The 14,425-nt window shown below is 51.5% G+C and carries 12 protein-coding genes; 11 read left to right on the top strand and 1 reads right to left on the bottom strand.

Annotated features, from left to right (window positions below; all coding sequences use genetic code 11):
• Window positions 1-66: 66 nt before the first annotated feature.
• From nuoL to spoIIID, 9 genes are all read left to right on the top strand, one after another.
• On the top strand, window positions 67-1,956 hold the full coding sequence (gene nuoL / locus NR121_RS10080; RefSeq protein WP_074728974.1) for an NADH-quinone oxidoreductase subunit L: 1,890 nt from the start codon (window positions 67-69) through the stop codon (window positions 1,954-1,956).
• Window positions 1,946-3,574: a complex I subunit 4 family protein gene (locus NR121_RS10075; RefSeq protein WP_137670878.1), complete on the top strand. Its 1,629-nt coding sequence runs from the start codon at window positions 1,946-1,948 to the stop codon at window positions 3,572-3,574. The genes nuoL and NR121_RS10075 overlap by 11 nt, the downstream gene beginning before the upstream one ends.
• A 4-nt stretch (window positions 3,575-3,578) precedes the next feature.
• A complete protein-coding gene (locus NR121_RS10070) occupies window positions 3,579-5,093 on the top strand; it encodes an NADH-quinone oxidoreductase subunit N (protein ID WP_256831153.1) in 1,515 nt (504 codons plus the stop codon).
• 180 nt (window positions 5,094-5,273) lie between these two features.
• Window positions 5,274-7,802, top strand: coding sequence for a S8 family serine peptidase (locus tag NR121_RS10065; RefSeq protein WP_256831152.1), 2,529 nt, complete (start codon window positions 5,274-5,276; stop codon window positions 7,800-7,802).
• A 143-nt stretch (window positions 7,803-7,945) separates the two neighbouring features.
• The gene (locus NR121_RS10060; protein ID WP_054817692.1) at window positions 7,946-8,197 is read left to right on the top strand and encodes a DUF1146 family protein; all 252 of its coding nucleotides are present in this window, start codon (window positions 7,946-7,948) and stop codon (window positions 8,195-8,197) included.
• Window positions 8,198-8,343: 146 nt separating this feature from the next.
• Window positions 8,344-9,669: a UDP-N-acetylglucosamine 1-carboxyvinyltransferase gene (gene murA, locus NR121_RS10055; RefSeq protein ID WP_062411090.1), complete on the top strand. Its 1,326-nt coding sequence runs from the start codon at window positions 8,344-8,346 to the stop codon at window positions 9,667-9,669.
• A gap of 154 nt (window positions 9,670-9,823) precedes the next feature.
• Window positions 9,824-10,885, top strand: a complete 1,062-nt coding sequence (spoIID, locus tag NR121_RS10050) for a stage II sporulation protein D (RefSeq protein WP_137670880.1) — start codon at window positions 9,824-9,826, stop codon at window positions 10,883-10,885.
• Window positions 10,886-10,952: 67 nt separating this feature from the next.
• Window positions 10,953-11,684, top strand: coding sequence for a M23 family metallopeptidase (locus NR121_RS10045; RefSeq protein WP_054817691.1), 732 nt, complete (start codon window positions 10,953-10,955; stop codon window positions 11,682-11,684).
• A 207-nt stretch (window positions 11,685-11,891) separates the two neighbouring features.
• Entirely contained in the window at window positions 11,892-12,179 is a 288-nt protein-coding gene (gene spoIIID, locus NR121_RS10040; RefSeq protein WP_036682840.1) for a sporulation transcriptional regulator SpoIIID, read from the top strand.
• A 21-nt stretch (window positions 12,180-12,200) separates the two neighbouring features.
• Here the strand turns inward: spoIIID and NR121_RS10035 are convergent, their stop codons facing one another.
• Window positions 12,201-12,404, bottom strand: coding sequence for a hypothetical protein (locus tag NR121_RS10035; protein WP_256831150.1), 204 nt, complete (start codon window positions 12,402-12,404; stop codon window positions 12,201-12,203).
• 81 nt (window positions 12,405-12,485) lie between these two features.
• On the opposite strand from NR121_RS10035, the gene mreB reads away from it, so the two are divergent.
• On the top strand, window positions 12,486-13,487 hold the full coding sequence (mreB, locus tag NR121_RS10030) for a rod shape-determining protein (protein WP_054817689.1): 1,002 nt from the start codon (window positions 12,486-12,488) through the stop codon (window positions 13,485-13,487).
• 28 nt (window positions 13,488-13,515) lie between these two features.
• The gene (locus tag NR121_RS10025; RefSeq protein ID WP_062410158.1) at window positions 13,516-14,415 is read left to right on the top strand and encodes a flagellar hook-basal body protein; all 900 of its coding nucleotides are present in this window, start codon (window positions 13,516-13,518) and stop codon (window positions 14,413-14,415) included.
• Window positions 14,416-14,425 lie beyond the last annotated feature (10 nt).

The following is a 14,425-nucleotide window of genomic DNA, read 5'->3' as shown; positions in this document are numbered from 1 at the left end:
CAGTTGTTTGCCGTACTTGCGGCAGCCTCGCGGCCGAAGCGAACGCTTAGAGGAGGACTTAAGCTCATGGTATCGGCATACTCGCAATACGCCTGGCTGATCCCGTTGTTTCCCTTGCTGTCGTTTCTGATTTTAACGGCGGCAGGACGCTCCTTGCGGGATGCAGGCGCTTATATCAGTATTGTAGCCGGGTTCGCATCGTTTGTTTTAGCGGTTCTCGTTTTTTGGGAGCGCATCGGCGGACAGGTAGAAAATTTCACGTGGAACAATTGGGAGTGGGTCAAACTCGGCGACGTGTCGCTGAAGATGGGCTTTGAGGTGACCAACCTGAATGCCCTGATGCTGGTGATCGTCACATTGGTGAGCCTGCTCGTCAACATTTACTCCAAAGGCTATATGCATGACGACGAACGGATCAATGTGTTTTTTGCATACATAGCGCTGTTTACTTTCTCTATGCTCGGACTGGTCATTTCTGAGAATTTGGTGCAGCTCTACATCTTTTGGGAGCTGGTCGGCGTCTGTTCATTCCTGCTTGTCGGTTTCTGGTACTTCAAACCGGAAGCGAGAGCTGCCGCGAAGAAGGCGTTTATCGTTACCCGGATCGGCGATGTGGGACTGTTTATCGGGATCCTTCTGCTGTTTTGGTTCATGCCGAACAACGCGCTCGATTTCACTTCCATTAGCAACGCTTTTGAGAGCGGCCAAATTCCGGATCATATCGCAACATGGGTAGCGATTTTGATCTTCATCGGGGCGATTGGGAAATCCGGTCAATTTCCGCTGCACACATGGCTTCCGGATGCCATGGAAGGCCCGACGCCGATCAGTGCTTTGATTCATGCCGCTACGATGGTAGCCGCCGGTGTTTATCTTGTGGCGCGGACATTTGATATTTTTACGGCTTCGGCAACGGCGTTAACCGTGGTTGCAGCCGTTGGAGCCTTTACGGCAATCTTTGCCGCCACGATCGGTACGGCACAAAACGATATCAAGCGTATTCTGGCCTACTCGACGGTAAGCCAGCTCGGTTATATGATGATGGCGCTCGGCATCGGTACGGCCGCGGCTTATACGGCAGGGATTTTCCATTTGTTTACCCATGCGTTCTTCAAGGCTTTGCTGTTCCTTGGAGCCGGCAGCGTCATCCATGCGGTCCATACGCAAAATATTCATGAAATGGGCGGCGTCGGCCGCAAAATGAAAGTCACCGCGTGGACATTTGCTATCGGCGCCTTGGCCTTAAGCGGAATCGCCCCGCTCTCCGGCTTCTGGTCGAAGGATGCCATTCTCACGGAAGCCTATCTTACCGGGCATTACGGTCTGCTTACGGTGGGGCTGATCGCGGCGTTTTTCACCGCATTTTATATGTCGCGTTTATTCTTCCTGGTGTTCATGGGCAAGCCTCGTCAGGACCAGCACGGCGTGCATGAATCACCTGCATCCATGACGTTCCCCTTATGGGTGTTGGCAGTGCTTGCTGTGGCGGCCGGGTTTGTGTTTACACCGTTCAATCCATGGCTCGGCGGCTGGTTGACGGGACATGGGCCGGAAGAGCATGTTTCCGTGTTCGTCATCCTCATGTCGAATGTGGTTGGGCTGCTCGGCATCGGTCTTGGATATCTGGTTTACATGAAACGCACCATCCCGGCAGATGCGGTTTCATCCAGGGCTCCTTGGCTGTACGCTCTTTTGAACCGGAAGTTCTACATCGACGAGCTGTATCAAGCCGTTGTCGTTCGTCCTTTGCAAGGCCTCGGTCAACTGTTGCATTTGTTCGACATTTATGTGGTTGACGGTGCGGTTCGTTTGTCCAGCCATGCAGTGAACGGGCTCGGACGTCTCGGTTCCCGTATGCAGAACGGACAGGTACAGTCCTACGGTTTGGTTACGCTGATCGGGTTGATCATCATCATGCTGGCCATAGCCGGAAGGAGGTTCCTCGATGCCGGATAACTTTCCGATCCTATCATTCATAGCTTTTTCACCGCTTATCGGTGTGCTGATTCTGATGTTCCTGCCCAAAACGCAGGGCGGATGGATCAAGACGACAGCGATTGTGGTTACACTCATTCCGCTTCTGCTGTCCGGTTGGCTGTACTCTCAATTTAATCCGGGTCTGGAGGGCATGCAGTTTAAAGAAGAGCTCCCCTGGATTCATGTGCCCTTGAATAAGGAAACGCAGGGGCTCAGCCAATTGACCTCGTTCTTCTTCGAGTTCAACTATGCGATGGCGGTGGATGGCATTTCGCTCCCACTGGTGTTCCTAACGGCGCTGGTAGCCACCATGGCTGCACTCGCTTCGGTCAACATTAAGAAACGGTGGAAATCGTATTTCATCTTGTTCTTATTGCTGGAAACCGGTATGCTGGGCGTGTTTATGTCCCAAGATCTGTTTTTGTTCTTTGTATTCTTTGAGCTGACGCTGATTCCGATGTTCTTTCTGGTGGGCATCTGGGGGTTCAAGGATCGGGAGCGCGCGGCGAACAAATTCCTGATTTATAACGGAATCGGCTCGGCGATTATGCTGATTGCTTTCTTGATCCTGGTCAGCACGGCAGGCTTCAGTCAGACCGTTCACGATAACGGTGTATCGATCCATTACTCCGGCAGTTTGAACGTCATTATGGAGAACTTGTTCCAGAACGCGGATGCGTACGTGAACCAAGGGGATCTGGAAGGCAATCCGTTCTTCTTGAGCGAAACGATGAAATGGTCGCTGTTCCTCATGCTGCTTGTTGCCTTCGGCATTAAGCTGCCTGTATTCCCGTTCCATACTTGGATGCTTAAGGTGCACACCGAAGCGCCGCCCGCCGTGGTTATGATCCACTCCGGCATCCTGTTGAAAATGGGCGCATACGGCTTGATCCGCTTTGGCGTTCTGCTGTTTCCCCAGCAAGCGATGCAGTGGGCCACCGTGCTTGCCATGTTGGGTGTCATCAACATTTTGTACGGGGCGGTTCTTGCTTTTGTACAGCGGGAGTTCAGATTGGTTCTCGCCTATTCCAGTATAAGCCACATGGGAATTGTACTTTTGGGGATTGCGGCGTTCAATACGATCGGCCTGCAGGGCGCGGTTTTCCAACTCATCTCCCACGGTTTGATTTCCGCACTGATGTTCCTGATCGTGGGCAGCATTTACGAGCGGACACACACCACCCGGCTTGATGAGCTTGGGGGCTTGGCCAAATCCGTGCCATTCATTTCGGGCATACTGCTTGTAGCCGGGATGGCGTCTTTGGGATTGCCAGGCTTGTCCGGATTTATCAGCGAGTTTCTGGCGTTCTTGGGGCTGTTCGAAACGCAAAAAATCATGACGGCGATTGGAGCTCTTGGCATTATTCTGACGGCAGTCTATGTACTGCGAGGGGTGCTTGCCATCACTTACGGACCGTTTGGAAGCGAACTGCCTCAGATGCGGGATGCGCGGCTGATTGAGGCGATACCGATGATTACGCTGGTTGCCTTCATCGTAGTGCTCGGGATCTATCCAAGCATATTAAGCGATCCGCTGCATCAAACCGTCAGCAGTTTCAATCAATTCATTCACAGCGTAGCGAAGATGGGGGGTTAGACCGGTGGAACAGATACGTCTTCAAGCCAGCGATTTGATCCTGCTGGCCCCGGAGCTCACGCTAGTCATCGCTGCTGTCGTACTGTCGCTTATCGATTTGTTTCTTCCGAACAAAGCGAGCCGCACGTGGCTCGGTTGGCTGTCGCTTGCCAGCATCGTGATATCCGCTGTCTTTGTCGTTTCTTACCTGAACCCGGCAGAGCCAAAGCAGCTGCTGCAGTTCAGCTACCGGATCGACGATTTTGCAAATATCATCAAGCTGGTGCTGCTAACGGGCGCGGGGCTCATCATCTTCATGAGCATCGGCTCGGTGAAGGAAGAAAACATTCCTCACATCGGGGAGTTTTATTACCTGCTGCTGCCTGCCACGCTCGGCGGGATGATTATGGCCTCTTCCGGCGATCTGATCACGCTATTCGTCGGTCTGGAGCTGCTTAGCATTACCTCCTACATTTTGGTGGCCATGAACAAAAAGAATGTGCAGTCCAACGAAGGAGCTTTTAAGTACCTTGTGCTCGGAAGCATCTCTTCGGCCGTCATCCTGTACGGGATGTCGTTTCTTTACGGGATGTCGGGATCCACGACAGTAAGTGAAATCAACGCTGCCCTGGGACAGAGCACACAGGGAATGCTCCCCCTGATTTACTTGAGCTTCTTCCTTCTTGTGGCGGGCTTTGGCTTCAAGGTAGCGGCGGCTCCGTTTCATATGTGGTCGCCGGATGTATATCAAGGCGCATCTACACCAGTTACCGCGTTTCTTGCGGTCGTGTCCAAAGCGGCGGCATTTGCCATCCTGTTTCGTTTGATGTACAACATCTATATGGTCGGGGACTTGATGAGTTTGCCGATTCATCAGGATATCATGACAACTTTGATGGCGGTTGCTGCGACGGCGATGGTTGTCGGTAACTTCGTCGCTTTGAGGCAGACGCATATGAAACGGCTCATGGCTTACTCCGGAATTGCCAATGCGGGTTATTTGCTGGTTCCCATTGCGATTCAGTTCTCGATGATGCAGTATTCGAACTTTGCCCAGTTTACGTATTACTTGATTGCGTACTTGTTCATGAACATCGGTATTTTCGCGGTGCTGATGATCATCGAGCGCTCTACGGGCGATGAAGCCCTGAAAGGTCTCGCGGGATTATACTACAGGGCTCCGGGTACGGCGGTTGCCGCGGTGCTTCTGGTACTGTCCTTGGCGGGCTTACCCGTGACCGGGGGTTTCTTCGGGAAGCTGTATATTCTGCTTGCAACCATTTGGACGCAGCATTATTGGCTGGCTGCGGTGATGATCGGAACGAGCATCGTAGCGTATTACTTCTATTTCGGATTCATCCGGCAGATGTTCATGCGCAGCGATTATGAAGCCCGGGAAGTTCATGTGTCGCTGCCGCTGGGCATCACGATGTGGCTGTGTGCCGGGGTAAGCGTTCTGATCGGTCTGTTCCCTCAATGGGTTATAGGCTATATTGAACGCATTTTCTCGCTAACACAGGATCTGTTTATGTTTTATTAATTGAAGTTTTGTTCTTCGTCAAAGCTCGGTTCTTCCTTTATGGGAGGACCGAGCTTTTTGTGGTTATGTCTGATTCGTGAATGTTCCAAACAGGATTTGAATTTCAGTTGCAGGGAATGCGCTTAAAGCTTAGAATGAAATAATGGAGTACGGCTTACGAAATCAAAAGAAGGATTTTAAATGCGGATGAATCATATGACTTATAAACATATATTTTTTGTAACATGCCTCAGCCTTGCTTTTGTTCTGGCATGCTCGGGGACTACATATGCTGCGCAAGTGGATGATCCGTTTTATGTACGGCAGACGTACTTGCAGCAAATCGGAATGAATCAAGCGTGGGAAGCGGCGAAGGGGAACAGCAGCCTGACCATAGCGATTGTGGATACGGGAGTTGACTTGGAGCATCCCGATTTAAAACCGAATCTGGTTCCCGGGATTAATCTGATCAACCCGAAGGAGCCTCCGATGGATGACAACGGACACGGTACGAATGTTGCCGGAATTATTGCTGCTGTCGGCAACAATGACCGCGGGATTGCAGGGATGCTTTGGAATGCCCGTATTATGCCCATCAAGGCGCTGGAAGCGGACGGGTCCGGCGGCGAGACAAAGCTCGGCGAAGGGATACGTTATGCCGTTGATCACGGAGCCAAAATCGTGGTGCTTTCGCTTGGATTGAATAAATATTCGGCTTACATGAGCGATATCGTTCGTTATGCCGAAGAGCGGAATGTGCTGCTGGTTGCAGCTACAGGCAACGAAGGAAACCGGGTTAAATATCCAGCTGCCTACCCGACGGTTCTTGCTGTAGGCGGCGTTTCGCCTAATGGAGAAGTTGACCGGAAATCCAACACCGGCCCCGAGGTCGATGTAGTAGCGCCTTGGGACGTGTTTACGACGGGACTTGGGGGTACATATGAACCGAAAGACGGCACCTCCATGGCTGCGCCGCAGGTGGCCGCGGCGGCGGCACTGGTCTGGTCGCAGCATCCGGAGATGAAGCCTTATCAGATCCGCCAGTGGATTCGGCAAACCGCCCAGGATTTGGGGCCGAAGGGGTGGGATCCGGCTGCGGGATACGGACTGCTTCGAGTGGACCGGCTACTGACCGAACCTTATAGGAGCGATATGTACGAGCCCAATGACCGGAAGGACCAAGCGGCGGCATTATCGATCAGCAAGAAAGTGTCGGCTTCCTTCACCGGCGGGACGGATTCCGACTGGTTCTATATCGAGGCCCCTTATGACGGAACCGTGAATCTGACCTTTGACATGGACAGCAGGTACGGGGTGAATGTGCAGCATACGGACGTTACCGGGGTGCTCGCCAGCAAATCGGTGCGAGGAGGCCAGACGGTTTCCTTCCCGGTTTCAAAAGGACGGGGATTTTACCGACTGCAGTTGAGCGATCGTAACCTTACAGAGGAGATCCCTTATCAATTGACGACTTCGTTTGATATTTACCGTGATCCTTATGAGGACAACGATCTTCAGTATAAAGCTTACGTACTGCCTTCGCGCAGTTTAACGATCAAAGGAACGTTTCATCAAAACGAAGATGTCGATTGGTTTGAATTTCCTGTTCCGCATTCCGGCTCGCTGCGCATCCAATTGTCAACAGATACGGCCCGAATGGACCCCGTGCTGTTAGTTCAGAAGCAGGGAGAGAAATCGATCACGATCGATAAGGCGGATGACGGCGGGACGGAAGTTTACTATCTGCCCGAAGTGTTTCCCGGCAGCTATTACATCCGGATATCCAATGTAAAAGAATACGTCAACCCTGTAGTAGGGGAGTACACTCTTTCCATCGAATACGATGCGAAACTGAACGATCCTAACGAGCCGAACAATCGTTCTTACCAAGCGACGACGGTATCGCTGGAAACGCCATATACCGGCCTGCTCGACAAGCCCGATGACATCGATTGGTTCCAATTCCGCATTGCGGAAGAAAGCTTGGTGCAGATCAGGCTTAGTGACATTCCTGCATCTGTGACCATATATATGGAATTGTATGACGGATCGATGAAAATGATGGCGGGCTCCATGAATAACGCTTCAACGCCAATACAGGAGCTCTCAGGACGCTTTGTACCCGGATCGTATTACCTGAAGCTCAAATCCAACAAGACGTTTACGAATCAGATGTACCAGCTTCAGGTGAATGCCAAACCGCTTACCGGCGGTTATGTGGATATTCGGGGCCATTGGGCGCAAAACGCGATCACAGGCTTAACTGCAAAGCAGGTCGTTGACGGTTATGGCGATTATACGTTCCAGCCCAATCGTGCGATTACCAGGGCGGAAGTAACGGCCGTACTGGCGCGCGCTTTCCAATTAGCCAGGGAGGGAACGAGTGTGTTCTCTGATTTGCCGGCGACGCACTGGGCCTACTCGTATATTGCAAAAGCGTATGAGGCAGGGATGATCGACGGGTATCCGGACCGAACTTTTGCACCTGACCAGCCCGTGACCCGGATGGAAATGACGGCTATGCTGGCCCGCAGTATGAATATGATCGGGAAGTTTAGGGGGTTGTCGCCGTTTGTTGATGTGGATGAGCGCTATTGGGGCAACGGGATTCTTAAACAGATGAAAGCGGAAGGATTGATCAGCGGGTATGCTGACGGGACTTTCAGGCCGGATCAGCAGGCGACGCGAGCCGAGTTTATTCAGCTTTTATACGATGTATTGAATAGATAACACCAAGCTAAGTCAGTTTTGGATAAAAAGATCGATTAACGATGCAAAAACGTGGGTAAAAATGCATGACGGGCCTCCTGTGCCGAATCTTTAACGGTTCAAGCACATGAAAGCTTCGCCGGAAATAAGGAGCAGCTTCAGTTATGGACTATTTAAATCAAATGAACACTACTATGGGGTTGAAGGGCTTGCTGAATATCGTGGTAGTCCTGGTATTCATCGCGGTTTCCTGGTGGGCGTTGCAGGAATTGAAGCTGGAGAGCATCTTTAAACGGCCGAAAACCCCGCAGGCCAAACTGCTGCAAATCCTGCTCTCTGTCGCTCTTGGATATCAAATTGCCCGGTTCATTATCGACTACTTGGAATGGTCGACTTGGTTTTCGGGGATGTTCTGAAATCACTTTTTTTCCGAATAACCAAGGAGAATCTTGTCAACAATGGATAGTACAACCGCTGTAAATTCGAACAACGCCACGAATACTATTTTGATTGGCGGAATCAAAGACAATGAACAAAGAGAAACACGCGGAGGGGGATCATGATGAATAAAATTATCGTCCGCGGCGGCAAGAGGCTATCTGGCAGAGTTAAACTACACGGCGCCAAAAATGCCGTACTGCCGATTATCGCAGCCTCTATACTGGGTTCGGAAGGAGAGAGCGTTATTCACGACGCGCCTCCCTTGGACGACGTCCATGTCATCAACAAAGTTCTTGAAAGTCTGGGAATTGAAGTTGAGTATACAAATGAAACGATTCGCGTCAATGCCAGCCGCATTAATACATGTGAAGCCTCCTACGAACTGGTCCGCAAAATGCGGGCATCTTTTCTCGTCATGGGACCTTTGCTGACCCGGATGGGGCAGGCCCGTATATCGCTTCCGGGCGGCTGCGCGATCGGTACAAGGCCGATCGATCAGCATTTAAAAGGCTTTGAAGCTATGGGAGCCGAAATCGAGCTGGGCCAAGGCTACATTGAAGCTCGGGTGAGCGGCAGGCTGAAGGGCGCGAAGGTGTATTTGGACGTAGCTAGCGTAGGCGCTACGGAGAATATTATGATGGCTGCCACGCTTGCCGATGGCACGACGCTGATAGAGAATGCCGCCAAGGAACCGGAGATTGTGGATTTAGCCAACTATTTGAACGCGATGGGCGCGAAAATTCGCGGCGCAGGGACTGGAATCATTCGCGTCGACGGTGTGGATCGGCTGAAGGGAGCCGTTCATACCGTGATTCCGGACCGCATTGAAGCAGGTACATATATGATTGCCGCAGCGATCACCAATAGTGACCTGTATATTGAGGGAGCGATCGGCGACCATTTGCGTCCGGTCATTTCCAAAATGCAGGAGATGGGTGTACAAATCATGGAGGACGAGAACGGCATCCGGGTGTATACCGACCGTCCGCTCCGTGCGGTTGACGTCAAAACCTTGCCGTACCCGGGCTTCCCTACCGACATGCAGTCTCAAATGATGGCGCTGCTGCTGACGGCGGACGGAACCAGTTTGGTGACCGAAACCATATTTGAGAACCGGTTCATGCATGTAGAAGAAATGGTGCGCATGAATGCGCAAATCAAGGTAGAAGGACGAACCGCTGTGATCAGCGGAGGCGCCCGCCTTAAAGGGGCGAAGGTATGCGCAACGGATCTCCGTGCGGGTGCCGCGCTGATCTTGACTGCATTAGTCGCAGAGGGAGAGACCGAAATAACCGGTCTTCACCATATCGATCGAGGCTATGTGGACATTGCCGAGAAGCTCAGCCGTCTTGGGGCCGATATCAAGCGGGTGCCCATCGAGGTCGTAGAAACCGAAGCTGTGGGGGAATCTATTCCACTCTTCGCTGTACAACCAAGCATGGCATAAGGAATGTAAGAGAACCGACTCTTCCGGAATCGTGAAGGAAAATCGGTTCTCTTTCTTTTTGTTCTATTCTATCTTTTGTTTTCATAAGATGATGTTACCTGCAGCCGCAATTAGCGAGATTCGGATGCGGAGGACAGAAAGATGGAGGAGCAGCATGAAGTACAAGCAGCCTAATCGGCCACAGAAATCGTGGATTCGCTGGTTCGCCGTATGGTTGGCGAGCTTCACGGCAGTCGTTGTGCTGATGCCTGCGCTGCTCGTTAGAACCGTTCCCGGAAGCGCGCCGGTGCCGGATACAGTGAATATAAAAGACAGTATGGAGGTCTCCCGTCAGGGAGAACCGCCCTGGATCCCCGTTTACTTAGCCAAGGAAAAAAGAACAGAGCTGGTGAGCCTGGAGCAATATGTACGGGGCGTGGTCGCCGCCGAAATGCCGATGGAGTTTGAGCTCGAGGCGCTCAAGGCTCAGGCCATGGCGGCGCGTACCTATATCCTGCGTCGACTCTTGGACGGCGATCAGAGCAGCGTACCGGTTCCCGAAGCTATGGTCACGGATACGACCGCACACCAGGTTTATGTGACGGATCAGGAACTAAAGCAGCGATGGGGCGAGGAAAACTATGTCTCTTATATGGAAAAGCTGAATCGTGCCGTAACGGAAACGAAAGATATCATTTTAACTTATCAGGGACAACCGATTGAAGCCAGTTTTTTCTCTACCAGCAACGGATATACGGAAAATTCGGAAGACTATTGGAACGTAGCGCTTCCTTATTTGCGAAGCGTAGCCAGTCCGTGGGATGCCAAGCTGTCCCCCAGGTATAAAGAGACGATTACCCTAACGGGGAAAGAACTTCAGCGCATGCTGGGACTTTCTTCGGCTATACCGGTTACGTCGGGCAATACATCCTCGATAAAGGTGATCGAGCGAAGCGCCGGGAACCGGATCAAGAAGCTCTCTATCAATGGAAAGCTGTTTACGGGCCGGGAGGTCCGGGAGAAGCTCGGGTTGAATTCCAGCCAATTCCAATGGAAATATACGAACGGCAAGTGGGAGATTACCACTTTCGGTTATGGGCACGGAGTCGGGATGAGTCAGTGGGGGGCCAACGGCATGGCCAAGGAATCACGGAAAGCGGAGGAAATCGTTAAGTATTATTATACGGGCATAGAGCTTGGGAAAGCTTCGAATCTACTGAAAGGAAAAAGTTTCTAATAAAATAGGTTTTCCTGCGTATAAATCTCGCGAATCTGGCAAGAATGGTTAGCGAGGTGATATACATATGAGTGAACATAAAAGAGATTTGCCAAAACAAGAAGATGCTCCTAAATCTATCGAAGGAGCGCAAAAAAGCACATCTTCATCCTGGAAAAGATTGCTCGCCAAAAAGTGGGTATTTCCGGCAATGTACATGGCAGCAGCGGCAATCATTCTAACCGTCATGTGGGTGTACCAAGGAGCGGGGACGTTGACGTCTGACAAAACCGGCCCCGACACTACCCAGTCCGGTACCGTCACAGACAGCGTTACAGGCCAGGACGCCGTAGCCACCAATGCCAATCAGGAAACGATGCAATGGCCGTTTAAAGACAAGAACGAGTTGGACGTCGTCCTCCATTTCTTTGACAACAAGGCTGCGAACGATGTAAGGCAAGCGGCCATGGTAGAGTATGGCGATACGTTCACGCCGCACATCGGAATGGATTTTGCCAGACCGGACAATCAAACGTTTGACGTTATGGCTGTTATGAGCGGCAAGGTTACCACCGTACAGAAGGATCCAATTGTAGGCCATCTCATTGAAATCTCGCACAGCAACGGTCTCGTTTCCGTCTACCAAAGCTTGTCCGAAGTGAATGTGGCCAAGGACGCGGAAGTGAAAAAGGGCGATGTGATCGCTAAAGCGGGCCGCAATGAGCTGGAGAAAGAACAAGGCGTACACCTTCATTTTGAATTGCGCCAAGGCCAGGGAGGCCCGGCCGTTAATCCGGAAAACTATATTACAGAGCAATAAGAGTTCGCTTAAGTCGCTCTAAGGCAGGGGGAAATGATCTCTCCTGCCTTTTTTTGCGGCTCAACTGCCGCTTGTCCATTTTAAAACAAGGACTTGTCCTTGAAAATAAATGTGTTCTCCGGGCTTGTCAGGCCTGTGAAACAAAGAATATAAGTGCACACCCCTCATATAATGTACCAAACTAACTCGAGTAGGGAGGCGAGGGGAGTGCACGATTACATCAAAGAGCGAACCATAAAGATTGGCCGCTGCCTTGTAGAAACCAAGCATACGGTTCGCACCATTGCTAAAGAATTCGGCGTTTCCAAGAGTACGGTGCACAAGGACTTAACGGAGCGCTTGCCGGAGATCAATCCAGAGCTGGCCAACCAGGTGAAGCACATATTGGAGTACCACAAATCGATTCGTCACCTGCGCGGTGGGGAAGCGACCAAGATCAAGTACCGCAAAACCCGCAGCCCGAAGGCGCAAGAGAAGCTGGTCACCGTAAAATGAAGCGATGTACGGCTTACAGCCTCAAAGCACTTTAGCCAAAGCCACAGGCGTATGCAGACGCTTTCCCGGCCGTACCGTGAGCGGCACGGAGCGGCGGATGAGCTGACTTTTTGCCCAATCCGGATGCCCCTGTGCACTGACGGTACGATCCCGCTCCCGAACCGATAAAAATGAAGCGATTATTGTCGAAAAATCACGGACAAAAAGAGGAATTTTCAAATTCATGGCGAAATTACCTAAGTAACGTATATTATAGGAGTGCCGCTTCTTCAATGAGATGGACGGTTGGCTAGGGAGGATTATTGGATGTTAAGCAAGGATATCGGCATAGATCTAGGGACTGCGAACGTCCTGATTCATGTGAAAGGGCGGGGCGTAGTCCTGGATGAGCCGTCCGTCGTTGCCATCGAAAGCGAAACGAAGCGGGTGCTGGCCGTGGGTGAGGAAGCACGCCGCATGGTAGGAAGGACACCCGGCAATATCATTGCCATTCGCCCGCTTAGAGAAGGCGTTATCGCCGACTTTGAAATTACTGAAATGATGCTCAAATATTTCATTAATAAAGTTGGAGGCAGGAAATGGTACAGTCATCCCCGCATCCTGATTTGTGCTCCGACCAACATTACCTCCGTGGAGCAAAAGGCAATTCGGGAAGCAGCCGAAAGAAGCGGAGCGCGGGAAGTGTTCTTGGAAGAGGAACCCAAGGCAGCGGCGATCGGTGCCGGTATGGATATATTTCAGCCGAGCGGAAACATGGTGGTGGATATCGGCGGAGGGACGACAGACGTAGCTGTTTTGTCGATGGGTGACGTCGTCACCTCCTCTTCCATTAAAATTGCCGGGGACAAGTTTGACTCCTCCATTATGAAGTATATCAAGAGCAAATATAAGCTTTTAATCGGTGAACGGACAAGCGAGGACATCAAGATCCGTATTGGAACGGTACATCCCGACGGACAGAAAGAAACGATGGATATCCGCGGCAGAGATATGGTGAGCGGATTGCCGCAGACGATTACGATCAACTCGCAAGAAATTCAAGAAGCGCTTTGGGAGCCGGTATCTTCCATTGTAGCGGCGGCCAAGAGCGTGCTGGAACGAACGCCTCCGGAACTTTCGGCGGATATTATCGATCGCGGCGTCATTCTGACGGGCGGCGGCGCGATGCTGCACGGAATCGATCAACTGCTGGCCGAGGAGCTTAAAGTGCCTGTCTTGATTGCTGAAGATCCGATGCATTGCGTGGTTAAGGGTACCGGCATTATGTTGGACAACCTGGATAAGGTATCTAAAAGAAAATTTAAGTAATTCAGATCATACAGGAGGCAAAGGATCCATGTTAAGAGGCTTGTACACCGCCGCATCCGGCATGATTGCCCAGCAGCGTAAACACGATATTGTTACTAATAACATCGCCAATATCAATACGCCGGGCTTCAAGGGAGGCAACGGGATTAACCGTTCATTTCCTGAAATTTTGATCTCACGGGTGCGAAATGGCAAGGACGAGCCCGGTTCGGTTTCCTTGGGGCGGCTAAATACCGGCGTTCTCGCGGAGGAGAATGTGTCTCTTCACGCACAAGGCGACCTTCAAGAAACGAACAATCCTTTTGACTTTGCTTTAGTTTCGAACATTCAGGTGCCCGGCGCCGTTTTTGACAGCTCAGGCAAATATGTGGACGCGAACGGCCAGCGTGTCATTCAGCCGCAGGCGTTTTTTACTATTTTGAATGCTGCAGGCGAGGAACGCTATACTTTGAACGGCAAGTTTTCTTTGGATGCGAATGGCCAATTGATCGATGGCGACGGCCATCAAGTGCTGGGGCGTGATGGACAACCTATCGTTCTGGTAGAACCGGGAACGGGAGCTCCGATTACGAATTTCCGCATTACGCGGACCGGACAGTTTATCAATGCGGAGGGTCAGCCATTGCTTGGCGCAAACGGCGAGCCGATGGCTCTGATGATTACCCGGGTGGAGGACCCGAATCAGCTGATTCGCGAAGGGAACGGTTTATACCGTTTGAATGCATTGGATCAGGGGGCTTTTCGTCCGATTAATGCAGATGATCAGGTGGAAGTGCGTCAAGGCTACATCGAGCGCTCCAATGTCGATGCAGGCCAATCCATGGTCGATATGATGGCTGCTCTGCGGGCCTATGAAGCGAATCAGAAGATGATTCAGTTTTACGATAAAAGCATGGAAAAGGCCGTCAACGAAGTTGGACGAGTTTAGGAGGTAGGAC

The organism is Paenibacillus sp. Pae15 (genome assembly GCF_024519685.1).
Taxonomy (GTDB): Bacteria; Bacillota; Bacilli; order Paenibacillales; family NBRC-103111; genus Paenibacillus_G; species Paenibacillus_G naphthalenovorans.
The sequence above is the reverse complement of the archived record's forward strand: the minus strand, read 5'-3'. Positions and strand labels throughout refer to the sequence as shown.